Source organism: Paenibacillus sp. MB22_1 (genome assembly GCF_047200555.1).
Classification (GTDB): domain Bacteria; phylum Bacillota; class Bacilli; order Paenibacillales; family Paenibacillaceae; genus Fontibacillus; species Fontibacillus phoenicis.
In genome coordinates this window covers 1,907,765-1,933,738 of the sequence record NZ_JBLADV010000001.1, presented here as the reverse complement: position 1 = coordinate 1,933,738, position 25,974 = coordinate 1,907,765, and the positions used below count along the sequence as shown (strand labels likewise).

At 54.1% G+C, this 25,974-nt stretch carries 23 protein-coding genes, 2 tRNA genes and 2 pseudogenes; 16 read left to right on the top strand and 11 right to left on the bottom strand.

The window, feature by feature from the left end:
* The first annotated feature begins 295 nt into the window (after positions 1-295).
* From ACL02P_RS09050 to ACL02P_RS09040, 3 genes are all read left to right on the top strand, one after another.
* Positions 296-380, top strand: a tRNA-Leu gene (locus ACL02P_RS09050).
* Between the two features lie 223 nt (positions 381-603).
* Positions 604-753, top strand: a complete 150-nt coding sequence (locus ACL02P_RS09045; protein ID WP_339301988.1) for a hypothetical protein — start codon at positions 604-606, stop codon at positions 751-753.
* On the top strand, positions 698-901 hold the full coding sequence (locus ACL02P_RS09040; RefSeq protein ID WP_009222835.1) for a hypothetical protein: 204 nt from the start codon (positions 698-700) through the stop codon (positions 899-901). Before ACL02P_RS09045 ends, ACL02P_RS09040 begins: the two co-directional genes overlap by 56 nt.
* 63 nt (positions 902-964) lie before the next feature.
* On the opposite strand, the gene ACL02P_RS09035 is transcribed toward ACL02P_RS09040, so the two are convergent.
* Positions 965-1,750, bottom strand: a complete 786-nt coding sequence (locus ACL02P_RS09035) for a lipase family protein (protein ID WP_260071344.1) — start codon at positions 1,748-1,750, stop codon at positions 965-967.
* Between the two features lie 130 nt (positions 1,751-1,880).
* On the opposite strand from ACL02P_RS09035, the gene ACL02P_RS09030 reads away from it, so the two are divergent.
* From ACL02P_RS09030 to ACL02P_RS09015, 4 genes and pseudogenes are all read left to right on the top strand, one after another.
* Positions 1,881-2,078: a hypothetical protein gene (locus tag ACL02P_RS09030; RefSeq protein ID WP_412837148.1), complete on the top strand. Its 198-nt coding sequence runs from the start codon at positions 1,881-1,883 to the stop codon at positions 2,076-2,078.
* 108 nt (positions 2,079-2,186) lie between these two features.
* Positions 2,187-2,540, top strand: coding sequence for a hypothetical protein (locus ACL02P_RS09025; RefSeq protein ID WP_009222838.1), 354 nt, complete (start codon positions 2,187-2,189; stop codon positions 2,538-2,540).
* A gap of 243 nt (positions 2,541-2,783) precedes the next feature.
* Positions 2,784-3,206 (top strand): annotated as a pseudogene (locus tag ACL02P_RS09020) (carbohydrate ABC transporter permease); the annotation flags it as partial.
* Entirely contained in the window at positions 3,199-4,026 is an 828-nt protein-coding gene (locus ACL02P_RS09015; protein WP_009222843.1) for a carbohydrate ABC transporter permease, read from the top strand. The pseudogene ACL02P_RS09020 and the gene ACL02P_RS09015, both read left to right, overlap by 8 nt.
* A 14-nt stretch (positions 4,027-4,040) precedes the next feature.
* Here ACL02P_RS09015 and ACL02P_RS09010 read toward each other — a convergent pair whose 3' ends face one another.
* Entirely contained in the window at positions 4,041-5,339 is a 1,299-nt protein-coding gene (locus ACL02P_RS09010) for an alpha-glucosidase/alpha-galactosidase (RefSeq protein WP_009222844.1), read from the bottom strand.
* 155 nt (positions 5,340-5,494) lie between these two features.
* On the opposite strand from ACL02P_RS09010, the gene ACL02P_RS09005 reads away from it, so the two are divergent.
* Entirely contained in the window at positions 5,495-6,364 is an 870-nt protein-coding gene (locus tag ACL02P_RS09005) for a helix-turn-helix transcriptional regulator (protein WP_009222845.1), read from the top strand.
* 52 nt (positions 6,365-6,416) lie between these two features.
* Here the strand turns inward: ACL02P_RS09005 and ACL02P_RS09000 are convergent, their stop codons facing one another.
* Positions 6,417-7,607, bottom strand: a complete 1,191-nt coding sequence (locus tag ACL02P_RS09000; RefSeq protein WP_009222846.1) for an ROK family protein — start codon at positions 7,605-7,607, stop codon at positions 6,417-6,419.
* A gap of 195 nt (positions 7,608-7,802) precedes the next feature.
* On the opposite strand from ACL02P_RS09000, the gene ACL02P_RS08995 reads away from it, so the two are divergent.
* A tRNA-Leu gene (locus ACL02P_RS08995) sits at positions 7,803-7,887 on the top strand.
* Between the two features lie 57 nt (positions 7,888-7,944).
* On the opposite strand, the gene ACL02P_RS08990 is transcribed toward ACL02P_RS08995, so the two are convergent.
* Positions 7,945-8,847 carry a D-isomer specific 2-hydroxyacid dehydrogenase family protein gene (locus ACL02P_RS08990; RefSeq protein ID WP_009222847.1) on the bottom strand — a complete coding sequence of 301 codons (903 nt, stop codon included), beginning with the start codon at positions 8,845-8,847 and terminating at the stop codon, positions 7,945-7,947.
* Between the two features lie 117 nt (positions 8,848-8,964).
* Positions 8,965-9,459 carry a hypothetical protein gene (locus ACL02P_RS08985; RefSeq protein WP_036643696.1) on the bottom strand — a complete coding sequence of 165 codons (495 nt, stop codon included), beginning with the start codon at positions 9,457-9,459 and terminating at the stop codon, positions 8,965-8,967.
* A 239-nt stretch (positions 9,460-9,698) separates the two neighbouring features.
* Here ACL02P_RS08985 and ACL02P_RS08980 point away from each other — a divergent pair.
* From ACL02P_RS08980 to ACL02P_RS08970, 3 genes and pseudogenes are all read left to right on the top strand, one after another.
* Positions 9,699-10,256 (top strand): annotated as a pseudogene (locus tag ACL02P_RS08980) (LysR family transcriptional regulator substrate-binding protein); the annotation flags it as partial.
* A 156-nt stretch (positions 10,257-10,412) separates the two neighbouring features.
* Entirely contained in the window at positions 10,413-10,937 is a 525-nt protein-coding gene (locus ACL02P_RS08975) for a putative ABC transporter permease (RefSeq protein ID WP_009222850.1), read from the top strand.
* Positions 10,938-10,970: 33 nt separating this feature from the next.
* The gene (locus ACL02P_RS08970; RefSeq protein WP_009222851.1) at positions 10,971-11,894 is read left to right on the top strand and encodes a divergent polysaccharide deacetylase family protein; all 924 of its coding nucleotides are present in this window, start codon (positions 10,971-10,973) and stop codon (positions 11,892-11,894) included.
* Here ACL02P_RS08970 and ACL02P_RS08965 read toward each other — a convergent pair.
* Positions 11,881-12,591, bottom strand: coding sequence for an N-acetylmuramoyl-L-alanine amidase family protein (locus ACL02P_RS08965; protein WP_009222852.1), 711 nt, complete (start codon positions 12,589-12,591; stop codon positions 11,881-11,883). The two genes, ACL02P_RS08970 and ACL02P_RS08965, sit on opposite strands and share 14 nt — an antisense overlap.
* 161 nt (positions 12,592-12,752) lie before the next feature.
* Here ACL02P_RS08965 and ACL02P_RS08960 point away from each other — a divergent pair, with 161 nt between their 5' ends.
* A complete protein-coding gene (locus ACL02P_RS08960; protein WP_009222853.1) occupies positions 12,753-12,980 on the top strand; it encodes a YqzE family protein in 228 nt (75 codons plus the stop codon).
* 156 nt (positions 12,981-13,136) lie between these two features.
* Here ACL02P_RS08960 and ACL02P_RS08955 read toward each other — a convergent pair whose 3' ends face one another.
* A complete protein-coding gene (locus ACL02P_RS08955; RefSeq protein ID WP_412837147.1) occupies positions 13,137-14,633 on the bottom strand; it encodes a PLP-dependent aminotransferase family protein in 1,497 nt (498 codons plus the stop codon).
* A gap of 133 nt (positions 14,634-14,766) precedes the next feature.
* Here ACL02P_RS08955 and ACL02P_RS08950 point away from each other — a divergent pair, with 133 nt between their 5' ends.
* Positions 14,767-15,723, top strand: coding sequence for a DMT family transporter (locus tag ACL02P_RS08950; protein WP_009222855.1), 957 nt, complete (start codon positions 14,767-14,769; stop codon positions 15,721-15,723).
* A gap of 161 nt (positions 15,724-15,884) precedes the next feature.
* Positions 15,885-17,330: a transposase gene (locus ACL02P_RS08945; RefSeq protein WP_412837146.1), complete on the top strand. Its 1,446-nt coding sequence runs from the start codon at positions 15,885-15,887 to the stop codon at positions 17,328-17,330.
* A 325-nt stretch (positions 17,331-17,655) separates the two neighbouring features.
* On the opposite strand, the gene ACL02P_RS08940 is transcribed toward ACL02P_RS08945, so the two are convergent.
* From ACL02P_RS08940 to ACL02P_RS08925, 4 genes are all read right to left on the bottom strand, one after another.
* A complete protein-coding gene (locus ACL02P_RS08940; protein WP_412837145.1) occupies positions 17,656-18,645 on the bottom strand; it encodes a hypothetical protein in 990 nt (329 codons plus the stop codon).
* Positions 18,646-18,810: 165 nt separating this feature from the next.
* Complete coding sequence (locus ACL02P_RS08935) at positions 18,811-19,770, bottom strand: YqhG family protein (protein ID WP_009222858.1); 960 nt, start codon at positions 19,768-19,770, stop codon at positions 18,811-18,813.
* 9 nt (positions 19,771-19,779) lie between these two features.
* Entirely contained in the window at positions 19,780-21,558 is a 1,779-nt protein-coding gene (locus ACL02P_RS08930; RefSeq protein ID WP_412837144.1) for a DEAD/DEAH box helicase, read from the bottom strand.
* Between the two features lie 217 nt (positions 21,559-21,775).
* On the bottom strand, positions 21,776-22,822 hold the full coding sequence (locus ACL02P_RS08925) for a 2,3-butanediol dehydrogenase (RefSeq protein ID WP_323076302.1): 1,047 nt from the start codon (positions 22,820-22,822) through the stop codon (positions 21,776-21,778).
* Between the two features lie 482 nt (positions 22,823-23,304).
* Between ACL02P_RS08925 and ACL02P_RS08920 the strand changes: the two genes are divergently transcribed.
* The gene (locus ACL02P_RS08920; protein ID WP_036643702.1) at positions 23,305-25,890 is read left to right on the top strand and encodes an adenosylcobalamin-dependent ribonucleoside-diphosphate reductase; all 2,586 of its coding nucleotides are present in this window, start codon (positions 23,305-23,307) and stop codon (positions 25,888-25,890) included.
* The last annotated feature ends 84 nt before the right edge of the window (positions 25,891-25,974 follow it).

Here is a 25,974-nt window from a genome sequence, read left to right as displayed (position 1 = left end):
AATCCAAGAGTGCGACGCAACACGTCTGTCCATTATAAGGAAAAAAAGTACGCTCAAAGAAGAAAGTACATCACGAGAAGGTGGTGATGCAGCCGTACAGCCGGATATTTTCCGGAAAAGTTCATAGGATACCCCGTAAAAACGGCATTTTAGCCATTCGCAAGACCTACAAACATTTTCATGCGTCAGCTGTGAAAATGAAAAAAAAGGCTTGACTCTTTTCGCGGTGCATGATATTTTATATCTTGTCGCCGCGAAAAATGGTTTAACGGCTTTCGCGGAGAGGTAACACTAAGCGGTCGTGGCGGAATTGGCAGACGCGCACGGTTCAGGTCCGTGTGGGCTAACCCCCCGTGGAGGTTCGAGTCCTCTCGACCGCATTCGTTCAACTGTAAGAAGCTCTTGAATTCTCCTGTAGAATTTAAGAGCTTTTTTGCATACTAGGCATGAACAGCGGATCTGCCCCTTTCGGTCCGTTCTTTTGCAGCCTGATCCCGTTGGATCAGAGGGGAAGAAGAACCAAGGTGAGCATTCTGATCGAAAGGGATAATCATTCAAGAAGTGCGGGCAGGAGACCAACGATCCAAGCGAGGTGAGGCCGAATTGTTCCGAGTGGCGGTTTGTGATGATGAAGAGCGGCAGCGTGAGCAGATCAAGCAAATGTTGCTTACGTTAATCCGGGAGCTTCAGCATCTGGATGAGCAAATCATCGAAGATCACCATTCAACCGAGCGGCCAGGCAAGATGGTTTAACATTCAGCCTTCCTTGGCCGGGCGGACGATTACCGTGAACACGGAAGGAAGCGGCGGCTTCATCGTATATGACGAACAAGGGTTGATGGTTCACTCGTCGATCATTAGTAAGCAGCCTTCCATGAAACTGCCGGCCGGCGGGAAATAACCTTATTGAACTCAAAAGCCGCTAGCCGGGCATATGTTGCCGGGCAGCGGCTTTTTTCAGCGCTTAGGAGGGTTCCGGGCAGAAGGCAGGGTTTACGGTGGATAAATATTGTGCGTAACCCGGATCAAGCCTAGCCAATTCGGCAAAATAGCTGCCGATCCCATGATTGGTAGATAATGAAGTATCGGCGAAGTACAAGGGGTAAGAGGCGGGGACATGTCGGTAGTAGTAGGTTTTCGCTTGTTTGGGCAGCTTGAACACAGTCGGAGGGATGTGGGTCACCGCATCAAATTCGTTATGAATTCGGTAACTGTTCGGGACGTACTGAGTAAAAGCTTGAACGAAATCCGGGTCTCCAACGCGGGGAGAACCAAACGTAAACAGGATGGGAACCCGGTTCGTATTGGCGGCGATATCCATGGCACATAGCGTAGCTAAAGCGGCCCCGAGGCTGTGACCGGTGAGATATAACGTTTTGTCCTCTGGCAGCCAGCGCAGCGCCGAGTGAATCTGGCGGCGGGCCGATGCATAAATCCCGGTAAATCCCCGGTGCGTGCTGCCGGCATCCTTGGCCCATTTGAATTTCTGCTGGGTTGCGATGGCATCGGCGATCCAATTGGAGGCCGAGCTTGTTCCCCGGAAAGCGATGATGATCTCATCCGGCGAATGCCAAATAAATCCGAAGCGTTCCCATACTCCGATCAAAGATTTCGCTTCAAGCGTATCGTACAGCGCATAGGGAGGCGGAAGGACAAATGAACCGTCCGGATTTTTGAATTGCGCATAGGTCTGGCTGCACACTGCGGCTAAGAACATCGCGCGCTGGACTTGATTCTGGTTAAGTTCCATATTCCACCCTCCCTGCGTCTTCCTGATTTCAAATATATTAAGCGCAAGGAAGGAAGATGCTATAGTACGCTATTGACCCGGTCTTATATAATAGGGACGACGACTCCTATAGGAAGGTAAGGGTGGCAGTATGGTGTGGTTAATTCTAGTCATTATTCTAATCTTGGCATTTGGTTTGATCGCGACGATAAGGATCGGGCAATCGCAAAGCAACCGGGAGGAAAATCCGCGTTATACCCAACAATCGGGCCGAAATTGGCTCCGGCTGGGCGTGATGTACGCCATCGGCGTGCTGGCGGTTGTGCTGGTCTTAATCCTGTTTATTTAGAGGCGGAATACGCCGTGAATTATCGGCTGAACCTGCGGTGACGTTGAAGCGGCGGGATTTCGCCGTTTCAACTTTTTATGTAACCGCTGTCATCAGAAGTGAACATTTATGGTGGAGGGGCTTGCGACAGGGCTGGAAAGCCGATTATGCGAGCTGTCTGTTCCGGTGCGGTTCCAAAGTATTTTTACTGGGGACAAAAGGTTGCTGATGCTGCTGAATTTTTCCGGTGCGTACAGCCAGGAAGTGATCGAGGCGATTCGCGAGTACGCGCGGAACAAGGCGGAGGCAATGCCGGAGACAACGTGGGTTATCGGCGGCGAATTTACAGAGCTGAGCGACTTGGGGAAAGTGTATCGGGATGATTGGCAGAAGCTGCTGGGCTTTCGGTTTTATTTTCCGGGGAAAACCGTCCTACAGGCGGATGAGCGCCTCCGGCTCGCGCGCTTCCTGCGTTCGACATGAAGGAACTGCTGTCCGGACTGAAGCGGGGGCAGGCGGAGGAAGTATTCGCGAGATTGCGGGAGCTCGCCGCCGAAGCGGCCGGCAGTTACTTGCAAACGCCTTTTGAATTCAAATCGTTCCTGGGGAACGCTGTCTTCCATGTCACAATTGCCACCTTGGAGCTTCACCGTGAAGCGAAGGAACTGGACGGATTAAAATACGCTTATTTCAAAGCGATCGATGAAGCCCGGGATGCCGCCGGTCCCGTTCTGGGCGAAGGTGACGATCATTATCGCTATTACTTGGCGGTGGACCGGATACAACATGATTTTTTACCTGTCGGGGATTCAAAATATCGAGCCAACGATTTACGAAGCGGCCAAAATCGACGGGGCGTCGGCGGTTACACAGTTTTTCCGAATTACGATTCCGCTCCTGAAGCCGATTATTTTATTTACCTCGATCACCTCGACGATCGGCACGCTGCAGCTGTTCGACGAAGTGATGAACATTACGCAGGGCGGACCCGGGAATGCCAGTTCTACGATCTCGCAATACATTTACAATCTATCGTTTAAATACTCGGCGAATTTCGGGTATGCGGCAACGGTGTCGTATTCCATCGTAGTGATGATCGTTCTCTTATCCATCATCCAGTTTAAAGTGGCAGGTGATCGCGATGCTTAGGGCGGCCAAACGAATTTCCATGTACGTATTCCTTGCCGTAGCGGCGTTTGTCTCGATTTTTCCGTTTCTATGGATTATTGTGAGCTCGACAAACCCGTCGGTGGACGTCACCCGGGGCAAGCTGCTGCCGGGCTCCCATTTTGGGGCAAACCTGCGCAACCTGCTGGATTCCGTTGATATCCTAAATGCGCTTAAGAATTCGCTGGCCGTCTCCGTCTCCACGACGCTGCTCGCCCTGCTGATCGCTTCACTGGCGGGTTATGGCTTCGAGATTTACCGCAGCAAAGCGAAGGACATGGTATTTAACGTGCTGCTGCTGTCGATGATGCTGCCTTTTGCGGCTTTGATGGTGCCGCTCTACCGCATGTTCGGCCGAATTACCAATCTATTGCCCTTGATCGGTATCGACACGCTGGCCGCGGTTGTGCTGCCGACGATGACGACAGCGTTTCTGATCTTCTTCTTCCGCCAGAGCACCAAGATGTTCCCGAAGGAGCTGCTGGAAGCGGGCCGGATCGACGGTTTATCCGAGCTGGGGATGTTCTTCCGCGTTTATGTGCCTACGATGAAGACAACGTATGCGGCAGCGGCGATTATCACGTTTATGAGCAGCTGGAACAACTATATGTGGCCGCTGATCGTGCTGCAAACACCTCAGAAGCAGACGGTGCCGCTGCTGATCTCCACGCTGGGTTCCAGCTATTCACCGGATTACGGGCTGATCATGCTGGCGATTGTCATTTCGACGCTCCCGACGGCCATTGTTTTCTTCGTGATGCAGAAGCATTTTGTGGCCGGGATGATCGGGTCGGTGAAATAACGAGGGGCTCGCCATTAATGATAAGTTGGCAGCCAATCCCCATGCGCTTCGATCAAGTCATCACACATCGCGATAATATCGTCGATGGACAGCTCAGCGGACGTGTGGGGATCCAGCATGGCGGCATGGTAGATATGCTCCTTCTTGCGGGTGATCGCCGCCTCGATCGTCAAGAGCTGGGTATTGATGTTCGTCCGGTTTAAGGCAGCGCATTGCGGCGGCAGATTTCCAACATAGGTAGGAGTTACGCCGCTGGCATCCACGAGGCAGGGAACTTCCACGCAGGCTTCGGCCGGGAGGTTCGGAATCAGCCCCGTATTCATGACGTTGCCGCCGATTTTGAACGGGACATTGGTTTCAATGGCTTCCATGATGTACGAAGCATATTCGTGCGTGCGCTCATGCGTCAGTTCCCGGTTGCCGACGAGCTCCTCGCGCATGCGCTCCCAATTCGAGATTTGCTCGACACAGCGGCGCGGGTATTCATCCAGCGGGATTTGGAAACGATCAATCAGTTCAGGGTAATTTCGTTTGATGAAATATGGATGATATTCAGCGTTATGCTCCGACGATTCTGTCACGTAGTAACCAAATTTCAACATTAATTCGAAACGGACCATATCATGATGCGGCTGCTTTTGCTTCTCTGCCGCAAGCCGTTTGATTTCGGGATAGAGGTCAACGCCGTCCCGGGTGACTTCGAGCAGCCAAGCCATGTGGTTGATGCCTGCGATTTTTGCCTGAACCCCGGTTGCGTCCAGCCCCAGGCTGTCGAACAATCCCGGAACACAAACCTGCACGCTGTGGCAGAGACCAACGGTACGAACCTGGCCATATGTATTCATGACGTTGGTCAACACGGCCATCGGGTTCGTGTAGTTAAGGAATAAGGCGTCCGGGCAAACTTCACGGATATCCGCGGCAAAGTCCAGCATGACAGGAATCGTCCGCAGGTTGCGGAAAATGCCGCCGATCCCCACTGTATCGGCGATCGTTTGGCGCAGCCCGTATTTCTTCGGAATCTCAAAATCCGTAATCGTACACGGATCGTATCCGCCGACCTGGATGGCGTTGATGACGTATTTCGCGCCTCTCAGCGCTTCCTTCCGGTCGGTGAAGGCTTTCACGACGCATGTGCTGCCGCTGCTGTGCTTCAGATTGTTTAGCATGTTCTCCGAATCTTTGAGGCGCTGCAGGTCGATATCGTACAAAGCCAGCTCGAAGCCCTGCAACGCGGGAGTCAACATGCAATCGCCTAACACGTTTTTGGCGAATACCGTACTTCCAGCCCCGATAAATGTAATTTTGGACATGTTAGATCTCCTCCTTTTTCCTCCTCAATATAGCTCTCCACCTGAAAGAAAGGTATGGAGGAATGAAAGGGAAGTATGGAGGAATGTTGTATTTTGGCCTGCCATCCCTTACGCTAGGGAGAGCAGGCCATTATGCTTTCAGGAGGTTGTGGTGATTGATTCCCGAGCACGACTTGTTTGAAGTCCATATGAACCCTGATGACCGGGAGCGGGACATCACGGTCTTGTTTAGCGGACAAGGGCGGCCGCACCCGAACCATCGCATCGGGCCGTCCGTGCATGACTATTTTTTGCTGCATACGGTGTTTGAAGGGAAGGGGACGTATACCTGGGGAGGACAGGAATATTCTTGCCGGACGGGGGATACCTTTGTCATTTTTCCAGAGGGATTGTTCACTTACGAGGCGGATTCCCTAGATCCGTGGCATTACGCATGGGTTGCGTTAAGAGGTTCGGGTGTCCTTCGGCAGCTGGCGGATGTCGGCATTACGCCGGATAAACCGGTGGTTAGCTCCGGGGAGCCGGAGGAATTACGGGAGCTTTACGCTCGCCTGCGATCGTCGTTCCGCCAAAGCGATCACCCGCATTTGGAAAGCCTCGAGGCGGCAGGCTGGGTGACGCTGCTGCTTCATCATTTTGGGGTTGCGAACCGGGAACACCTGCCTCGTTCCGCTGCGAAGGAGCCGGCAATGATCGACCGGCAGGTGGAGCAGGCGATCCGTTGGTTCCAGCTGCAATATCCGCAGCAAATCGGCATTGAAGAGCTGGCGCGCAATTTAGGGTACCATCGGGCCCATCTGTTCAGCGCCTTCAAGGCCCGGACAGGACTGTCGCCGAAGCAGTATTTAACGAAGGTCAGGATTGAGAAAGCGAAGGAGCTGCTTGCCGGCCCGTTAACGATCGACCAAATTGCGTCGTCCGTTGGTTTTAATGATGCGCTGTACTTCTCACGCCAATTTAAGAAATCCACGGGTAAGTCCCCCAGCGAATATCGGCATGGGAACGGAAGGGGAGATAAGAGGTAGCCGCTTAAAAAACACCAAAGACGTTGTGCATACAACGCCTTTGGGGGATATTCTATTCGCCTGACCAGCGCTGCAACACCATCAAGGCGGCTCCTGTGGCCACGGCGGATTCGGTCAGCTGCCCTTGGGTGAACAGCGGATTATACTCGGGATAATGGTAAGCATTTTGCTTGGCGACCTCCACCGCGGTATCAAAGACAAGCGGGTGTGCGCTGATCAGAGGGCCGCCTAGCACAACGTATTCGGGGTGCAAAGCATTAATCAAATTGGCCAATCCGGTTCCGAGGCAAACGGCCGTTTCCTGAAATTGTTCCTTAACCAGCGGATCATCCTGCGACAGAGCGTCCACAAGGGTGGCGAAGTTGATCTGCTCCGGGGCTAGGCCGGACAACACGCTGCTGCGGCCGGCTTTCAGCTCTGCACGTACCCGATCTTCCAGCGCAGGTACGGACACAAAAGCTTCCAACGCGCCGGAGTTGCCTTTATTGCGGAGCTTTGGCCCATTCATCTGAATGATCATTTGCCCAATCGCTCCCTCGGTATCGGCGGCGCCCCGGAGAATCCGGCCTTCCGACATGGCGGCTGAACGGATATTTACGCCAACATGCACATAAAGGGCATGCCGGATTGTATCCGAGCGCAGCGCCCAGTGTTCGCCGATCAGCGCTGTGTTGGCGCCGTTGTCAAGCTTGGCGGGGATTCCGAGCCTTTCTTCAAGCATGGCACAGATCGGGACATGGCTCCAGTAAGGTGCGGGGAACCACTCCGGTTCGAGGATGATGCCGTTTTGGTGATCCAGCGGGCCCACCGCCCCGATGCCGAGACCCAGAACGTCGGCGGATGTGATGCCGTGCTCTTGAAGAAACGTCTTGGCGGTGTCGGCAACAAGGTCAGACAGCACCTCCGGCGTCATGTGTTCGTCCATTTTCCAGCGGGCCCGCGACAACGGGGTCAAATGCATGTCATACAATCCGAGGACCGAGTAAATTCGGGAAATCTCCAGCCCCAAGATATACCGATACTTCGGATTGGTCTGGAACAGGATCGGCTTGCGGCCGCCGGTCGAGTTCCCCAGCCCGGAGATGACGAGCAGCCCCCGGGAGGTCATCTCCTCCAGGAACCGCGTCATGCTGCTGGGGGTGAGCGGAAATTCGTTCATTAAATCGGCTTTGGAGACGGTGCCGAGAAATGAAATTCGATCATAAATCTGCTTCTTAATTGAAGGATTGGAATGAGTCAACATCGATAAAGGTCTCCATTTCCAAGTTCATACATCGGGATATTTTCAAGTATCAAGTATAAAGGGAGTTAGAGCTTAATACCAGCCCCTCTGAACTATCATCTGCATGTTGGACTAGGTATTTTTTTGTTGACTCTTTAAAAAATAAGTGATAATATAAATTCTGTTGCTGCAAACGATGCATCAACCCATATATATGCGGTCGTGGCGGAATTGGCAGACGCGCACGGTTCAGGTCCGTGTGGGCTAACCCCCCGTGGAGGTTCGAGTCCTCTCGACCGCATCTTATAAAGAACAGCCTCGCAAACTCGCTCTTCGGAGCGGTTGGGAGGCTGTTTTTTCATGGGTTCGTGCTAAGATACCCCGTTAGATTGTCCAGTACTTTATGGGATAACCGTCCCCTTGCTTCCCGGGTGAAACCCGATACTTTCGCGGTATAGATGATTTGGGGGTAGCGGTGAAGCTCAGCTTTGAACTCCCCGGCACCGTCCGCGTCAAAAATCGCATAGTTTCCGCTCGCTTGGACCCATTCCCGAAAGGCAGCGGCATCAAATGGTGCACCCAGAGAGGTATTCACCAAAATTTTACCATGCCCCAAAGCGGCGAATTCTTCGGGCCCAAGGAGCTGGGTGTTTCTAGGCAAATGCATGGAGATGATTTCTGAGGTTTGCAGCAGATCGTGAAGCGGAGCATATGCATACCCTGCCTGCTCGCAATCCGGTTTGCGGCTCCGGCTGAAATATTGGACTTGCATGCCGAAGGCGGAAGCCCGATGCGCTAAAATTTTGCCGGTCGCGCCCATCCCGATGATCCCCAGCTTGCGCTGCTGCAGCTCAATCGGTTCACTTTGCCATTGGTGCGGGCCCAAGCCTTTGAGCAAACGGATGAGCTCGCTCAAAATGAATTCGGCAACCCCTTCATCGCCGTAATCCCGGACGCCACGAACCTCGATGCCGCGGGCCCTTGCCGCAGGGATATCGACGTTGGCCGACCGCTCATCATACAGGCTGCAGCACATTCCGATATATCGAATCGCAGGGCTCTTTGCGATCACCTCATCATCGATTCTCGTTCTCCAGGATATCAAGACACAATCCGCTCCTTGGATCCTTTCCATTAACTCGTCTTTGCTTTGCGGATCGTGGTCAAACCGAAGGATGGGCTGTTTCGAGTGCTTTTGCAATTCCTCGAAGGCCCAGGCTTCGAGCCCAACGTTGTCCGCGCATACAATTTGGTTAAACATGATTTCTACTAAAACCTCCCTGATCCAGCAGCTTACGCACGTCACATGCTTGTTTTCTACTATATCACGAAGTGACGGTTTCTCGCTGAACCCTCCAGTAGAAACGCCATAAGGACCTTATTCCGGGAGGGTTTCCAGCAGTAGTTCAGCCAGTCGGCACCCCTTGGAAAGCAGGTCGGTTGCATCAAACGGGGAGGGGCCAATCGGCGGAAACCAGTCTTCTTGCTCCGCAAGCGTTCGCGGGTTTGGAACGCCATCCGGTTTGGCGGCGTCAGCTGGATCCCAAGGAACAGACCCCGCTTCCTCGACGAGGGGCCATACTTGCGAATCCCCGCTCATCGAGATGTATCTTACCATCGCCGCCGCTTCTGTCATGTGACGCAACAGACCGGCTGCCTCCTCGCTGAAACCGGAAACGACAAGCAAACGCAAGGCAAGCAGCGAGTTATGAAACCGGGTTAATCCCTGCAAGTAGGCATACGCCTTTACGTTCTGCGGCACCGGCAGCTCCAGCAGCGCCTCCTCCAACCGATCGGCTGATTGGTCCAAGAGCTGGAGCCATGCGGCGTGGCGCTGTTCCATTTCAGCGATCGTCTCCTCGTAACCATACATCGGTTCTTCACCTCGATTGTTCCGATTCATTATCTGAAGATACTTTAATCGATGAAATGCATTTCAGGTCAACCCTTTATTGGCGGAAAAAAGAGAAGGGTGAAGTGAACGATGGAGGCGGCTAAATAAGTGCGGAAAAAGGGTTGTTCCGTCAAGCTGCTGCGAAAGGGCTTATTCCTTCCAAGGCGAATGATGGATGCAGTCGCAGAAGTTAGTCCGTTTAAAGTGAATTTTACCCGCGGCATCCCCGCTTGCACCTCAAACTGCTGGGGGTCGAAGACGTCGTCGAAAACTTGGTATCGGGGGAGGCGGACTTTGCTGTGACGATCCTGCAGGAGGAAGACGAACGGTTTGCGGTCATTCCTCTCTATAATGAAGAATTCTATTTCGTCGCTTCGCCGGATCATCCGCTCGCCGGGCAATCCTCCGTCGATTTCAAGCGGATTGCGCAAGAGCCGGTGGTGATGTTTCCCGAGACGCATCGCTGCCGCCAACTGGTTGATGCGGCTTGTGCAATCAAGGGGTTTACGCTGCACCCCCACATCGAAACAACCACCATCGATTCCTTGCTGCAGCTAGTCCGTTCCGGCGCAGGCGTAACGATCCTGTCCAAGACGCTGTTGGAAATGTACGATTTGGAAAAATTATGCCTCCTTCCGCTGCGGAATCCTTCTTTGACCCGGAAGGTAGGGATCGTGTACCTGAAGGATAAATACCTTGGTGCGGCGGCACGGGAATTTATTACGCTAATTCAAGAACGGGTCCAGACGTTGAAGAAGATCCAGGTGCAGGGCTGATGGGAAGAGAGCCGACCCCTGGGGAGAGAAGTCTGATTTAAGGCTTCACTCTCCGGGGGGCTTTTTTTATAGGTTGGATCAAGCTCAGGTAAGGGCGGCGTAGCGCATGTTTCCGGACAGGGACAGTCATACTAGCAGAAAGGAGGCTGGTGTGGATTGACGGCGGGAGAAATCGCTTTTTACTTTCTGCTGTATGCGTTATTTGGCTGGCTGCTCGAAAATGTGTACAACCTTTTTACGCAAGGCGAGTTCTGGAAGGAAGGTTTTATGAAAGGACCGTTTAAGCCGATGTACGGCGTTGCCCCAGTTCTGTTGCTGTGGCTTGTCCAGGAGGGTGGAGGACACCGGCTACTGCTTACCGGATTGCTGTGCTTAATCATCCCCACCGTAGTGGAAGGAGTTAGCGGCTGCTTGCTGCTGATGTTGTTTGGTCGGAGATGGTGGGATTATTCGGGGTTGCGCTTCCAGCTTGGCGGCCATATTTGTCTGAAGTTTTCGTTGTATTGGGGCGTTCTGTCGGTATTCACGCTGAAAGTGGTGCACCCGCTGGCGGAACAGGCCTATCGAAGCGTTTCTCCTGTATGGCCGGTGGTTGGGCCGGCGCTACTATTGTTATTTGCCATTGATCTGGCGTGGACCTGTCTTACGCGGCGAAGAGAATATCGCGGGAGCTTGATCTAGCCCATCGTTGCTTAAGAGAAAGGAGGAAGCCTCATGTCCTATTTCAAAAAACTGGTTCGACGGATCCCAATACTGGCTGCCGGTGGTCTTGCCGCGCTGTTGCTAACGGCCTCGATTAGCGGACAAGCCGCGCCGACAGCAAATAATTTAGCAGAGAACCCGGGCACGGAATCAAGTGAACTGAAGTCAGAAACACAAGATCATAAGGCCGCCCTCAAACCGCGATCCGCTTCCCACAAGGTGGCGGTGATTATCGACGATTTAGGGAACGGGATGGCCGGTACAGAGGAAATCCTCAACCTGCCGATCAAATTAACCGTGGCGGTCATGCCATTCCTGGAAACGACGCAGGAGGATGCCCGGCGGGCGCATGAGTACGGGCACGACGTGATCATTCATATGCCGATGGAGCCCAAGCAAGGGAAGGCGGAATGGTTGGGACCTGGGGCGATCCTCTCCAGCATGACAGACGAGGAGATCCGGCAAAGGGTTGAAGCCGCGATTGACCAAGTTCCCTATGCCATCGGGATGAACAATCATATGGGCTCGAAGGTGACTGAGGACGAGCGGGTGATGTCGGTGATTTTGGAGGTATGCCGCGAGCGGGGGTTATTTTTCATTGACAGCAAAACGAACTCTCGGTCCGTTGTTCCCCGCTTAAGCGAGAAGATGGGGCTGCCCCGGCTGGAAAACGATATTTTTCTGGACGATGTAGGCAGCGAAGCGCATGTTACGAAACAACTGCGGCAGGTCCTGAACATCCTAAATAAAGGTAAGCGCAATAGCTGCGTAACGATCGGGCATGTAGGGGTACAGGGTAAGAAAACCGCGGCCGCCTTGCAAAAGAACATCCCAATTTTACAGGCTGTAGGTGTCCAATTCATCGGGACGAGTGAGCTGGTCTGGGAACAAATTAGTCCTAGCCTTCAGCTGGGACCGGGGTTTACATTACCGTAAAGTATTCGGCGATGCCGCGATACAATGCTTCGGCAATCTTCTGTTGACCGCGTCTGTTCGTGAGGATAGCGCGGTCTTCCTCGTTGCTGAGGAAGCCCATCTCTACAATTACAGCCGGACAATCGATATGGTTCAATAAATAAAACGGCTTGCCAAGCTCCGGGGTTCGGGAAACGTCCAGCTGGTAAAACCGCTCCAGCGACCGTTGAATCGAAGCGGCCAGTATGGCGCTGCGTCCTTCATTCTGATGGAGCACAAGCGGTCCGCGTTTGGCCGGATTCCGTCCCCAGTTGACATGCAGGCTGACGACGATCGAAGCGGGCAACTGTTCGCTAAGTTCCTTGCGCTGCGCCAAATCCCGCAGGTGCCGCGAGCGGCTTGGAAGCCAGCGGTTGTCGTCGCTTAAGGCGTAATCACCAGTCCGGTTGAGAATCGCGCGGTAGCCGTGGCTTCGGAGGACGACGTAAAGCCGACGCCCGATTTCGAGATTGATGTCCTTTTCGAGATATTGTTTATAAGACGTGCCGCCGTCGATTCCGCCGTGGCCGGCATCGATCAGAATCACCGGCTCGGGGAAGGCATGCCTGAGGTCGTTGCCTTCATCCGCCGCGGCCGGAGCGATGCCGCTTCCCAAGGCAATGGAGACCGTCAACGTTAGCGTTAACAGGCATCGTATCATTTTTCCCATTTGTCTCACCTTTCAGGAGATACTTCCTCTATAGAGTGAACCTGCGGCGGGGAAATCATGCATTCCGCGGCTGCGGTCATACGTCTGGGGATTTGCGGGTTTAAGGTGGAGGGAATCGGCGCAAACTAGGGCTAACGAAGAACGACAATGCGAGAAAGGAGCTTATCTCCATGGCCAAAGGTGACGAATTGGTCAAATATATCACCGAACGGGTAGTAGATTACGTGGAAACCCCGCGGGAAATCCGCCGCGAGCGGTCGAAGGCGAAGGAACCGTGGAGCCGGCGCTGGTTCGGCATGATCCCGTCCTCCATCTCCCTGTGGGCCGGGCAGCTTCCCAAGCCAAAGAAGAAAGAAGCCCAGAGAAAAGAACAGGCTTCTCACTCACGGAAAGTTTGAGTAAGCCGAAGCTGAACCCGGTTATTGATGACAGCCGCCTTCTGTCCCGAAAGGGAGAGGGCGGCTGTTTTTAGATGCGCTTGGGAGCCGGGGATATTCTTTCTTTGTCATTGCCATCGTCATCTTCGCCTTCGTGCCCATTTGCCCTGCACCAACTCATCCCCCTCGCGCCAACTCATCCGCTAACTGGACCAACAGGTGAACGCCTTCACGAATTTGTGCCTCATTCTTAAACGAAAAGCTGAGTCGGATCCGGTCATCCATTTCCCCCAAGGGATCACAAATCGTTCCGGGGACGAACGTCAACCCGCGGCGGACGCCCTCGGTGAGCAGTTGATTGGAGCTTAAGCCTTCAGGAAGGCGGACCCACAAGTTTAATCCGCCTTGCGGACGGTACCACTGCCATCCGGTGCCGGCGGCAAGCGCTTGCTCCATCACGTCCCGGCGAATCTGCAGCGCCGTCCGAAGCTTCTCCAGGTGCTGCTGGAGCCGCTCGGACTCGAAGCAGTGCTGGAACAGCTTCTGGTTGACCAGCGGCGTGCCGTTGTCGGCCAGCGATTTGGCCGTCAGCAGCGGGGCCATTACCGCCGCGCGAGCGGCAACGGCGCATATACGCAGCCCCGGCGCCAGGTATTTGCTGAAGGTGCGCAGGTATACAACCCAGCCTTCCGTATCGTAGGAATAGAGCGGCGGGGGAGGCGGCGCATCGAAATAAACGTCATGAACCGCGTCGTCCTCGACGATCAGGCAGCCGTAGCGCTCGGCCAGCTCCACCAGCCGCTTGCGTTGGCTGGCCGGCACGATAAATCCCGTCGGATTATGAAATGTAGGATTCATATAAAACATCCGGGGTTTATGGCGCTTCATATAACCCTCAACAAGGTCGAGGTCATATCCGTCCCGATGAATCTCCACAGGGAGGAGACGCGCGCCCCGCTGACGGAAGCAATCGAGCGCCGAGCTGTAGGTTGGGCGTTCCACCAACACATAATCCATCGGACGAAGAAAAACGCCAGCCAGCAGGTCGATCGCTTGCTGGCCGCCGGTCGTGATCAGCAGCTCGTCGTAGGAGACTTGAAGCTTATCTTTTCGCTGCATATCCGCACAGAGCAGTTCCCGCAGCTCCTCGTCCCCCTGGACGGAGGAATAGGTGCCCAGCAGCTTAGGATAACGGTCGAACACCTGCTTCACGTGGTCTGACAGGAACAGATTCGGCAGCAGGTTCGGGTCGATGAGCGCTTGGGAGAAAGAGTAGACCGCTGGGATCTGGTGAATCTCGCTTAAGGTATTCTGCAGATGACCGGTCCCGTGCCGAGCTAGAGCGTTAAACGTTGTTCCGCCTGCTCCGCCGGTGGTCAGGTTGGAACGGGTGTTGCTCGCATCCTCGGGTTCGGCGGGATCAGTATACGGTCGGCCTCCGGACACGTAATAACCGGATTTTTCCTTGACGTAAATGTATCCTTGCTCCTTCAGCAGCCCGTAGGCCCGGAAGACGGTTAACCGGTGAAGCTGCAGCTCGCCCGCTAACTCACGCACGGAGGGCAGCTTATCGTGCGCCTTCCAATCCCCCCGATGAATCCGGTCCAGGATATACTTATACACTTGCGTATACCGAATCCTCCCAGGCTCTGCCGGCTTTGGCCTTATGTTCATCGCCATCTCTCCTTCGCTTTGTGGCGTGAGTCTATTTTATACATAAAAACCGAGTATCTGTTCTATGATGAGTCATCTGTTCTGTCCTCTTTCCTGTATGATACATTTCAACAGCTGAAAGGGGAAGATTTCCATGATTGTGGTCAACTATTTGATCGTATGTCTCGTATTTGGCACGACGTTTTTAGCGATAAAAATCGGGGTAGATCATGCGGCGCCTCCGTTTTTCTCCGCGGGGATCCGCTTCTTCGCGGCCGGGGCGATTCTGTTTCTGTGGATGGTTTGGAGAAAAAAAGCGGAGTGGACCCTGCTGCTGCGCAAGGAAATGCTGGTTACGGGAGCTTTGCTGACCTTCGGGACGTTTGCGTTACTTTATTGGGCGGAGCAATACGTCACGTCCGGCGTCGCTGCGGTATTATCGGCTACAGGGCCGCTGATGATCCTGCTGCTGCAGATGATGGTGCTGCGGCAAAAAGCGACGGGACGCGCCGTCCTGGGCATCATGATCGGTTTGGCCGGGGTCATGCTGCTGGTGCTGCCCAACATGGTGTCGGTACAGGCCGGACCCCGCTGGGTAATCGGTTGCGCGGCGATTTTGACCGGGGAAGTAATGTATTCGATCGGCGCTTTGTATACCAAACGAGTCACTGAGAATTTTGCAGCGGTGTCGCCGATTGCGCTGAACGCCGCACAAATGATTTACGGCGGCTTGCTGCTGTTCCTCCTGTCGGGCTTCACCGAGCGGGTGACGGCGGGGGACCTACTAGAGCCGACTGCCTTAGGCTCGCTGTTATATTTAACCGTGGTGGGTTCGATGGTGGGGCACAGCTTGTTTTACTGGCTGGTGGCCAAGACCAACCCGGTGTTTCCGTCAACTTGGCTGTACGTATCGCCGCTGATTGCGATGACGATTGGCGTATTGTTTTACGGAGAAACGGCCGGATGGTTTGCGGTGTTGGGCGGGGTCGCGATTATCGCCGGCACGGTGTTGACCAATCTGGACAGCTTGCGCCAGCTGCTCAGCCGACCGGCACGATTGACGGCGCAGGCCGCCGCAGAGGGAGGTACGGGTTCGGCGGCGGGTTCATAGGGTCCGCCGGAGGTATTTGCCCGGAGAAAGCTGCAAAAGAAGTCAATTTCATAATTTGTAACCCCTTGTGGGATAAGGTTTTTCAGCATGTAAAAAAGGAGTACCTCCCCAAAATCTCGAAGTAAAGGTTACCACACCAACCACGAGAAAGGAGTACTCCCATGTATGGTATTCAACAAGCAGAGCTATTTTCCTTCGAGGAATTAATGGGAATGGCGGATGAGGCAAAATACAGTGCCATTCTGGAACACGTCCCCATGGGGATCATCCTGCATGCCGTTAGCAAAAAAAGTACCCGCGGCCGCTCCGAAAGTTTAAATACCAGAGCGATGATGTATTCCCTCATTATTGGAAAACTGGAACATATCCGCTATACGAAAGATCTGATCAAGCGTCTGCGAACCAGTTCCGAATTCAGAAGGTTATGCCGCTTTACCGATTCGGACCGGGTACCGAGTGAAGCCGCCTATTCCCGCCTTGTAGCCAGGCTGGCTCAAAGCGGCGTACTGAGACACGTTCTGGATACAGTGGTAGACCAGGCAATTGCCGCAGGGTTTCTTTCGGGTGAGGTTCTGGCAATAGATTCGTCCCACATTGAGGCCTTCGACCGAAATCCGAAGCTGGATGAAGGGAAGACGACGACTTCTTCCAGCCCTCTCGTTGACGAAGACCCTGCCTTGTTCTCCGCGGACACATGCACGCCGTCCCAGGAAGCCAAGCCGGAGAAGCCCAAACGTTCCAAACGCGGGAGAATCCCGAAAGCGGAATGGGACGAGTGGCGGAAGCAAATGGATGCTTACGAAGCGTCGCTTGGTTTCTTCGAACGGGGAGTAGCCGACATGTTGCCAGCCAGTTACGAAGAACTCGCCCGCGATATGCCGCAATACCCAAGCACTGGCGCAAAAGGCGATCCGCGAGGCACCCACCGCGTGAAATTCTGGTACGGGTACAAGGCGAATCTGCTCGTCGACACGGCAAGCCAATATATTGTTGCCGGCGAGACCTGCTCCGCTCATGTCAGTGACCAGAGACCGGCCATTATGCTGCTGAAGCGACTTCAGGAGCGATTTCCGGATCTGCAGGTTAAGCACGTTTTGGCTGATAAGGGCTATGACGGCGAAGCGGTATACCGACAAATCCGCAAGTTAGGTGCTTTTCCGATTATCCCGTTAATTCACCGCACCAAGCTGCCTTTGAAGGAAGACAAATATTATCGTCCGCTGTGTGAACAAGGCCATCCGTACCGTTATGACAGCTACGACCCGAAGGGGGGCAACGTGAAATTTACCCGTCCGAAAGAATGCAAGGAATGTCCGCTGCAAGCTAAAGGCTGCCAGAAGGTGTATAAAATCCGGATAGAAACCGACGTCCGCAAATACACAGCACCTGGCCGGGGAAGCGAGAAGTTTGCCGAATTGTTTAAGCAGCGGACCGCTATTGAACGCGTCTTTGCATATCTGAAGTTATACTTTGGCATGGGCACTACACGAAGGCTCAAAAAACGTGCGTTCGTCGATCTCGAACTAAGTTACCTAGCGTACAATGTGTCTAAATATGCGCTGGATTATTTGAACATGAACATCCGTTTGACCAAACAAGCCGCGTAACTTTTTTTGAAAATGTACACCTCGAAATTGGTTACCTGCAGTAGCTAATAAATTGAATTATGAAATTGACTTAAAGTGCAGTTTTTTTCGGGGAAATCCTGATTTTTCAGCGAAAGCCTGCAAAACTGCAGTTATTTTTCGCGAATTGGGGCAAATGGAGGATTTGGGGGCAAAAAGCCTGCACTTTTGCAGTTATTTTAGATAAAACGGCGATTCCGTCTCAAAAAACTGTATTTTTGCAGGAATCGCCTGAAAGGGTACGCGTGATTAAGCCAAAAAGAGCACTGCCAGCTAAGGGCAGTGCTCTTCTCTATAGGTTCAGCAGCTAGAAAGTGACGAATTTACCGCTGGCCATCAAGGCATCCAGCGCGATCAGCCGGAGGGTGGTGTCGGTGCCGGTGACAACGTAGACGGCCTCGGTTTCGGCCCCGGCTTCTGCCGATGGTGCGGTTGGTGCCTCGGACAAGCTGTCGCTCTTCCAAATTTGATAGCCGTAGACCGGCAAAGGAAAGGAATAAGTGCGTTCGGCTCCGGAAGCCGCATAGACGAGCTTCTGGCTCGCTGTTAATTTACCGGTGAAGGCGTCGGGCTTCAGCGTCAAAGGCTTGGCCGTCATCCATCGCAGATTGTCGTAAGGATCGAAGCGGGATGACGTATAGACCATAGGGGCGGGCGATAGGGAATCGCGGCTGCCGGCGGCCAGCCGCGGCGGCGCATAGCCGCCCGCCTGCTTGTCCCAGCTGCCCGTCGTTTCGGGCAGCCATTCGCCGTCGGCGGCATTGACGTAGCCGGGTTCACCGCCCTCCGGCAGGTGAACCCTCCACGCGGCCAATGCCGGGCCGGCGTAGAGCGGGACGGCGGTCACGCGTCCCGCAGCGGCTGCGCCGAGGCCGCTCTGCCGCAGCGCGGCCTCGAGCAGCGCTGGGTCGAATACGGAATAAGCGCCCATTCCGTATTCGACCAGCTTGTAATCTCCGCTCTCCGTCGCGGAGATGATGAGATAGCCGCGCGGCGCAGGCGCACCGCCGCCGCCGGCTAAGGTGACGAGCCAGCTGTGCGTGCCCGGTCCCAGCGGCTCGATGGTGGCGGCGGCGCCGGCCCAGGCTGTAAACGGCTCGGCCTGGGCCAGCTTGTCGATGGCCTCGGCGGCAAAGCGCCGCAGCGCCTCAGGCGCTGGCGCATCCGCCGTGGCCCGGGGCGCCGCCAGCGGCAAACCTGCGCTGGCTGCGCTATATAAGATGCTTGCGCATAAGAGAATTTTGCAAGTGATCGATCGTTTTTTCAGGTTGGTTCGGAGATAACGCGGTTGTGGCATGACATCGCCTCCCTGGCAATTCGTATGGCACCTTGGCCTGTTGATTTCGATTGCTTGTCCATTGTACCGAAGCCGGTCCAAAAAGGATGTTGCAACCTGTCGCGCGGTTTGGCCGCCATCGGCTTCTATTTTTGCGGTCTTTTAGCGAGATCCGTCTATTTCTCGTCACCTCGGCGAACGCAGATGAAAGATGCCGCAGCCCAAGGCGGATACGACAATTCTCGGCTCGTATTGCCAGCGGATTTCCTCCCGTCTCGCTTCGTATTGCTCGGTTGCGCCTTGCGCCCGCTCGGGTTCGGGATCCTTGATCAGATCCTTGTAATAGGCGTCGATCAGCGCCAGCTCATCGCTCAGCCGTTCGCGGGCTTCTTGCGCCCAGGTGTCATCGTAGGCCTGGATCTGTTCGGTCAGACGCTGCTCGAGTGCCAAGCGACCGGCATCCAAGGACAGCCGGGTAGGCTCGATATGGATATTCTCCGGCAATCGGGGGACCAGCGGCTTGCCCACGATCCGGGACTGAAACGATTCATCGACCTCGCCCGACAGTAAGGATACGCCGTAAAAATGCAGCTCCTCCCGCTTCATATCGCAGCAGAACTCCACCTTAAAGCAGACGCCCAGCCACGGCTCGTAAGCGGCGGGCAGCAAGGCCGTCCGCTGCCGCTGCCCCGGCTCCTCGAACAAGTACACATAGCGGCCGCCTTTCCGCGCCGCCTCAAAGATCTGCTTGAGCCGCGAGCTGCCAAACGCCAGCTCCTCGCGTTGAATCCGGCCGGGGCCAAGCACCGGCAACGGCCGGACCGCCCCAAAATAACGTCCCAGCAAGGTGTCCTCCTGGGCGTTTTCCATCTGCTGCCCGGCGTCCGCCTGCTCCTGAGCGGCTTTCGCCTTCTCGACCGCTTGGTGCGCCTCCGGGTCAAAAATAAACGAAAACGACATCGTTTCTGGCTCCGCCCCGGTCCGATCGATGAACCCCCAATAATAAGGGCGGTTCGTCAAATCGCGGTCGGCGCGGGGAGAGAGCTTCACCGTGACGTGATGGGGCGATTTTTCGAGAAACTGGCATTCCGTCGCTTCCAAATAAGTCATCACAAAATCGCGAATCTGCTCTCGGGTCATGGACATAACCGCAACTCAACCTCCCAAGAGCTGCTGCAGACCGCCGTTGTTCCCACGTTCTTCGGCTTCCGCATCCAGCTCGGATTTAATCGTATCGAATTCGCGTCCCAGCGAGTCGACACGGCTGGCGATTTCCTCGTCGCTGCCGGATTCCAGAATGATTTGGTAGAGGCTTTTTTCCAGGGAATGCTGCTTCTCGAACCGTTCCAAAATCACATCCAGATGGCCGATGACCATTTCGAACATATTGATCTTCTCATGCAGCAAGTGAAGGATATGCTCTTCGATCGTGCCCTTGGTGGACAGGTTATATATATGGACGTCATTGGTTTGCCCCAAGCGGTGAACGCGGCCGATCCGCTGCTCTACGCGCATCGGGTTCCACGGCAAGTCGAAGTTGATCATCTGGTGGCAAAACTGCAGGTTGATCCCTTCGCCGCCGGCTTCGGTGGCGATCATGACCTGGGCGCGGCCGCGGAACAGGTCCATCATCCAGTCTTTCTTGCCGCGATTCATTCCGCCCCGATACGGCACCGCCGTCATACCGCGCTCGCGAAAATATTTCAGCAAATACTCCTGCGTCGCCCGATATTCGGTAAACACGATCACCTTGTCGTTCATTTCGCGGATCAGCTCCATCGCTTTCTCCGCTTTGCTGTTGGCTTTGATCTGGCGGATCAGATCGACGAGATCCCAAATCCGGTCGCGAATCGGGGAGTCCGGAGCCAGCTTCTTCGACAAGTTCACCAGCGTGACAAACACGGCGTCGCGGCTGCTGCACACCTCGCGCTGCAAGGTGACGAGGGACAGCATGCTGTTGAGGTCTCCGCCGTTGGCATGATATTGGTCTTTGACAAAGGAAGTTACCCCGTTGTACAGGTTCTTCTCCTCCGGGGATAACTCCACGTCGATGTTGCGTACGATCCGCTTGGTGAACTCCAGCTCACCGTCGCCGCGCCGGTTGCGGATCATCACCTTGGCCAGCTCATCCTTGAGCTGCTCCTCATTCTTCGGCAGCCGCTTATCGACGACGAAATTCGCAGCAAACTCGCTCTGCCCGCCCAGTTGACCCGGCTTCAGCAGCGTGATCAGGTTAAACAGCTCGCCGAGGTCGTTTTGCACCGGGGTGGCGGTGAGGAGCAGGCAATATTTTTTCCGCAGCTGCAGCATGAACTGATAATTCGACGTTTTCTTATTCTTCAGCTTATGGGCTTCGTCCACGATCACCAGGTCATATTCGTTGTTCAGCAAAATGTTCTTATGCGGGTCGCGCTTTGCCGTGTCCATGGATGCAACCACCACGTCGTTGTGCCAAGAATGCTCCTTCTTCTGGGCTACGGCCGGAATGCCGAACTTCTGGTTCAGCTCCCGAACCCATTGCAGCACCAAGGAGGCCGGCACCAAGATCAACGCTTTTTTCACTAATCCGCGCACGATATATTCCTTTAAAATTAAGCCCGCTTCGATCGTCTTCCCAAGCCCCACCTCGTCGGCTAAAATAGCCCGTCCGCGCATCTCGAACAGGACTTTGCGGGCGGTTTCGGTCTGATGGGGCAGCGGGGTGACGTTGTTCAGATGCTTTAAGCACTGCATTTCCTCAAAGCTGGTCACAAGCGAAGCGGTTTCGGCCTCAAGGGCAAGGTTAAACAGCTTCCAATCGTCCCAGGGGCCGCCCTTTTGATGCCGGGTCTTAAGTTCGTTGAACCAGCCCCGGTCGAAGTCGATGGGAATCGGGGCGTGCAATTCTGGCAACGCGGCCGGTTGGGGGGAAGGGCCGGAGGGATGAGGATTCATAGTTGTAAAACCTCCCTTTTGGTGCGTGATTGTCGGCTCGATTACGGAGAGAAAAGATCCGAATCTGGCAGATCTTGTGCTTAAATTGCAGACGTAGGTGTAGTATGGACGAAAAGGAAGGAGTTCATAACCTTGTAAGAGCAAGAGGGTGGTTTATCTCATTAAAAAAAAAGCCGGCCGGGGATCATCTCCCTGACCGGCGATTGCTTGATCTATTTTACTCCGCTTTCACCAAGATTTTGATTTGATTCCGCTCTTTGAGGAGTCCTTCAAAGCCTTCATCGATGGCTTGATCCAGCTTAATGCGCTTCGTCACCAGCTTGTCCGCCGAGAAGTAGCCTTGAGCCATCAAGCTGATCACCGCCGGGAAGACGTCGCGGTAGCCGATAATGCCGCTTACGGTACGTTCCTTCATGACGATGTTTTGCGGATGGAGGGAGGCTTCCTTCTCGAAAATGCTGACGATCATCGTTTCACCGCCGATTTTGGTGGATAGGATCGCCTGGGTTAGCACGGGAGAAACCCCTGTCACTTCATAGGCTACGTCCACACCGCCTTGCGTGCGCTTGTGAATTTCTTCGACGGCATCGTATTCTTTCGGATCGATGACGATGGCGCCGAGCTCGGCAGCCTTCTGCTTCCGTTCCTCAGACAGCTCGACCGCATAGATTTCCGAAGCCCCTGAAGCCTTCAGTGCTTCGATCACCAGCAGACCGATCGGTCCGGTGCCAAAGACAGCTGCTTTGTCGCCCACTTTAAATTTACTGGAGCGGACTGCATGAAGTGCTACAGCGGATGGCTCAACCAGGGCGCCTTGCTCGAAGGATACCGAATCCGGGATTTTATGTAGCATTTGTTCCGGTACGTTGGCATATTCGGAGAATCCGCCGCCTCCGCCCGCCAGGCCGAAGAAGCCCATTTTATCGCAAAGATTGTATTTCCCTTGCTTACAAGCCTCGCAGGTTCCGCAGGCATAGATCGGTTCAACCACGACGCGATCGCCGACGGCCACGCGGGTGACGCCTTCGCCAACTTCAACCACTTGTCCGGAAAATTCATGTCCCATGACGATCGGCGCTTTATCTCCGCTTAACGGGTGGGTTTCCAGAGGGATAAAAATCGGGCCGGCTACATATTCGTGCAGATCACTGCCGCAAATCCCGCACCATTCCACCTTGATTTTCGCTTTGCCCGGTTCCGCTTTTGGCTCCTCGATGTTCTCCAGTCTTAGGTCCTTGACGCCATGCCATCTTAAAGCTTTCACTTGAACTCATCTCCTCGTAAGTTATGAACCTCAATTTCTAGTTTACTCCTTTTTGGGGGCAGGATTCCCATTGATTTGTTAAAATTGTGTTAATTCAAATCTAATAAAACTTAGGAGATGCTTCCCTGGTTTCTTGGAAATGGTTACAAAGCGGTTTTATAGTTTTGAGTCTGAAAAATAGAGAGAATTGAAGGAAACAGGGGGTTGGGCGAGATGTATTCGGATTAAAGCCTAAAATTTCACCCTGAACTGCTATGACAACGAGATATTGTATAGTATAATGGTATTCGCACACAATATATTGTGATTCATACATATGATATTACCGTTTACAGGGTGTGTGCCGCGGTGATCAAGCGGGCGATTTCCGGCTTGATACAGCGTTTTTTTCGTTTTTTTGCCTAATTTCGACTTTAGGAATCGAGGCGAATGACTGATTAATTAAAGGATACTCTGAATCAATTTTTAGGAGGGTGTTTTCTTTGAAAACTGTGCAAAAACAGCGCCTTGAGGGGCTAAGTGAGAAAATCTTCTTGGACCGGTACGCCTGGAAGGACGCGGATCCTAGCCACGCCAAAGTGGGCGATGTCGTACTCGTTCTGACGAAGGACGACCCAAAATTCCCGACGAAGGAAGTAGGGGAGGTTGTTGCCCGTGACGGCCGTAAGGTTACGGTGAAGACCCGCCGGGGCGATCTGGTGGAGACCGACGTCGAGAAGCTGACCCTCAATATCGAGAAAACGCCTGAAGAAATGTGGGACCGTCTGGCCAAAGCGATGGCTTCGGTTGAGGAAACGCCAGAGAAACAGAAGGAATGGGAAGAGAAATTCCGTTATATTCTGGATGATTGGAAGCTTGTTCCGGGCGGACGGATTGCGGCTGGTGCCGGTGCCAGTGATGAGTTAACTTTGTTCAACTGTTATGTTATTCCTTCGCCGAAGGACAGCCGGGGCGGCATCATGGAGACGCTGTCCGAAATGACCGAGATCATGGCTCGCGGCGGCGGCGTAGGCATTAACTTGAGCTCCCTGCGTCCACGTCGTGCGATCGTTCGTGGCGTTAATGGCTCTTCCAGCGGTGCTGTATCTTGGGGCGGCTTGTTCAGCTACACAACCGGCCTGATCGAGCAAGGCGGCAGCCGTCGCGGTGCGCTGATGCTGATGATCAACGACTGGCATCCGGACGTGCTGGACTTCATCACTGTTAAACAGACGATGGGCCAAGTGACCAACGCGAACTTGTCGGTTTGCGTCAGCAATGCTTTTATGAAAGCTGTAAAAGAAGACCTCGATTGGGATCTGGTATTCCCGGATACAACTTACGAGGATTACAACGAGGTGTGGGACGGCGATCTCGATAAATGGAAAGCCGATGGACGTAAAGTGATCCACTACCGTACCGTCAAAGCGCGTGAGATCTGGCATACGATCATCGAATCGGCTTGGAAATCCGCTGAGCCGGGCGTGGTCTTCATGGAATACTACAACCAAATGTCCAACAGCTGGTACTTTAACCCGATCATCTGTACGAATCCGTGCGGTGAGCAAGGACTGCCGGGCTGGGGCGTATGTAACCTGTCGGCGATGAACTTGTCCAAGTTCTACGATGAAGAGAAGCACGATGTGGCATGGGATGAACTGGCGACAACTACGCGTTATTCAGTTCGTTTCTTGGACAACGTCATCAACAAGACACCTTATCATTTTGAAGAAAACGAGAAGAACCAGAAGAAAGAGCGCCGCGTTGGCCTTGGAACGATGGGTCTGGCCGAGCTGATGATCAAGCTGAACATCCGTTACGGCAGCCCGGAATCGCTGGAATTCCTCGATAAATTGTATGGCTTTATTGCGAAGGAAGCTTACCTGGCCTCTGCAGATATCGCAGAAGAGAAAGGATCCTTCCCGGCATTTGAAGCAGATAAATTTTTACAAAGCGGCTTTATGAAGAACATGACGGAAGTGTATCCAGAAGTTGGTGAAGCTGTCCGCACCAAAGGGATTCGCAATGTCACGATCATTACCCAAGCGCCAACTGGCAGCACAGGGACGATGGTTGGCACTTCGACTGGGATCGAACCGTACTTCGCCTTCAAATATTACCGTCAAAGCCGTCTCGGCTTCGACGAGCAATTCGTGCCGATCGCGCAGGAATGGATGGACGCGCATCCAGGCGAACCGCTGCCGGATTACTTCGTAACGGCGATGGATTTGTCGGCGGAAGATCATATCCGCGTACAAGCGGCGATTCAGCGTTGGGTGGACAGCTCGATCTCGAAAACGGCCAACTGCCCGTCCGACTTTACGGTTGAAGATACGAAACGGCTGTATGAGCTGGCCTTCGACCTTGGCTGCAAAGGCGTAACGATCTACCGCGATGGCAGCCGCGATGTGCAAGTTCTGCAAACGGAGAAGAAGGAAGAGAAGAAAGAGGAAGCATCTGCTCAACCTAGCGCAGCGGCAACTCCACAACCGGCAAATGCTTCGGTTCAAGCCAGCAGCCCAAAAACCGGCGAACAATACAAGAGACGCCCGCAAGTGCTGCATGGAGCAACGTATAAAATCAACACGCCGTTTGGCATGGCCTATATCACGATCAATGACATGAACGGGACTCCAGGTGAGATCTTCTTGAACGTAGGTAAAGCTGGTTCTGACGTGTTCGCGATGGCAGAAGCCCTTGGCCGCGTCTGCTCGCTGTTCCTGCGTTACGGCGACCATGGCGAGAAGGTTGAACTGCTGATTAAGCACCTCAAAGGCATCGGCGGAACGGGAGCAATCGGCTTTGGTCCGAACCGTGTAGAATCGATCGCGGACGCCGTCGCCAAAGCGTTGGAGACGCACGTACAAAACGGACCTTACGGCGACCACGACCCAGCGCCGGTAGCCGCAACGGTTGCACAGGAGACAGCACACGTTCACGGCACGGCAGACGGCTCGCATGGCGGCTACAGCCACGGCAGTGCACCGGCCACCTCGCGCGACCTGTGCCCATCCTGCGGCTCCGCCTCGCTGATCAACATCGAGGGCTGCAAAACTTGCAGCAACTGCGGGTATAGCAAGTGCTCGTAAGAATTGGATAAATGAATTTTTTCGAAAAGGCAAAAAGCCCGAAGCAAAATGGGGCTGCCCCCCTGATTTGAGACAGGGGTCAAA

What these genes read in the sequence shown, in the direction of transcription:
- ACL02P_RS09040 (WP_009222835.1), top strand. Translation starts at nt 698, where the DNA reads ATGAGCAAATCATCGAAGATCACCATTCAACCGAGCGGCCAGGCAAGA.
- ACL02P_RS09035 (WP_260071344.1), bottom strand. Translation starts at nt 1,750, where the DNA reads ATGGAACTTAACCAGAATCAAGTCCAGCGCGCGATGTTCTTAGCCGCA.
- ACL02P_RS09030 (WP_412837148.1), top strand. Translation starts at nt 1,881, where the DNA reads ATGGTGTGGTTAATTCTAGTCATTATTCTAATCTTGGCATTTGGTTTG.
- ACL02P_RS09025 (WP_009222838.1), top strand. Translation starts at nt 2,187, where the DNA reads ATGGTGGAGGGGCTTGCGACAGGGCTGGAAAGCCGATTATGCGAGCTG.
- ACL02P_RS09015 (WP_009222843.1), top strand. Translation starts at nt 3,199, where the DNA reads ATGCTTAGGGCGGCCAAACGAATTTCCATGTACGTATTCCTTGCCGTA.
- ACL02P_RS09010 (WP_009222844.1), bottom strand. Translation starts at nt 5,339, where the DNA reads ATGTCCAAAATTACATTTATCGGGGCTGGAAGTACGGTATTCGCCAAA.
- ACL02P_RS09000 (WP_009222846.1), bottom strand. Translation starts at nt 7,607, where the DNA reads ATGTTGACTCATTCCAATCCTTCAATTAAGAAGCAGATTTATGATCGA.
- ACL02P_RS08990 (WP_009222847.1), bottom strand. Translation starts at nt 8,847, where the DNA reads ATGTTTAACCAAATTGTATGCGCGGACAACGTTGGGCTCGAAGCCTGG.
- ACL02P_RS08985 (WP_036643696.1), bottom strand. Translation starts at nt 9,459, where the DNA reads ATGTATGGTTACGAGGAGACGATCGCTGAAATGGAACAGCGCCACGCC.
- ACL02P_RS08970 (WP_009222851.1), top strand. Translation starts at nt 10,971, where the DNA reads ATGTCCTATTTCAAAAAACTGGTTCGACGGATCCCAATACTGGCTGCC.
- ACL02P_RS08960 (WP_009222853.1), top strand. Translation starts at nt 12,753, where the DNA reads ATGGCCAAAGGTGACGAATTGGTCAAATATATCACCGAACGGGTAGTA.
- ACL02P_RS08955 (WP_412837147.1), bottom strand. Translation starts at nt 14,633, where the DNA reads ATGAACATAAGGCCAAAGCCGGCAGAGCCTGGGAGGATTCGGTATACG.
- ACL02P_RS08950 (WP_009222855.1), top strand. Translation starts at nt 14,767, where the DNA reads ATGATTGTGGTCAACTATTTGATCGTATGTCTCGTATTTGGCACGACG.
- ACL02P_RS08945 (WP_412837146.1), top strand. Translation starts at nt 15,885, where the DNA reads ATGTATGGTATTCAACAAGCAGAGCTATTTTCCTTCGAGGAATTAATG.
- ACL02P_RS08940 (WP_412837145.1), bottom strand. Translation starts at nt 18,645, where the DNA reads ATGCCACAACCGCGTTATCTCCGAACCAACCTGAAAAAACGATCGATC.
- ACL02P_RS08935 (WP_009222858.1), bottom strand. Translation starts at nt 19,770, where the DNA reads ATGTCCATGACCCGAGAGCAGATTCGCGATTTTGTGATGACTTATTTG.
- ACL02P_RS08930 (WP_412837144.1), bottom strand. Translation starts at nt 21,558, where the DNA reads ATGAATCCTCATCCCTCCGGCCCTTCCCCCCAACCGGCCGCGTTGCCA.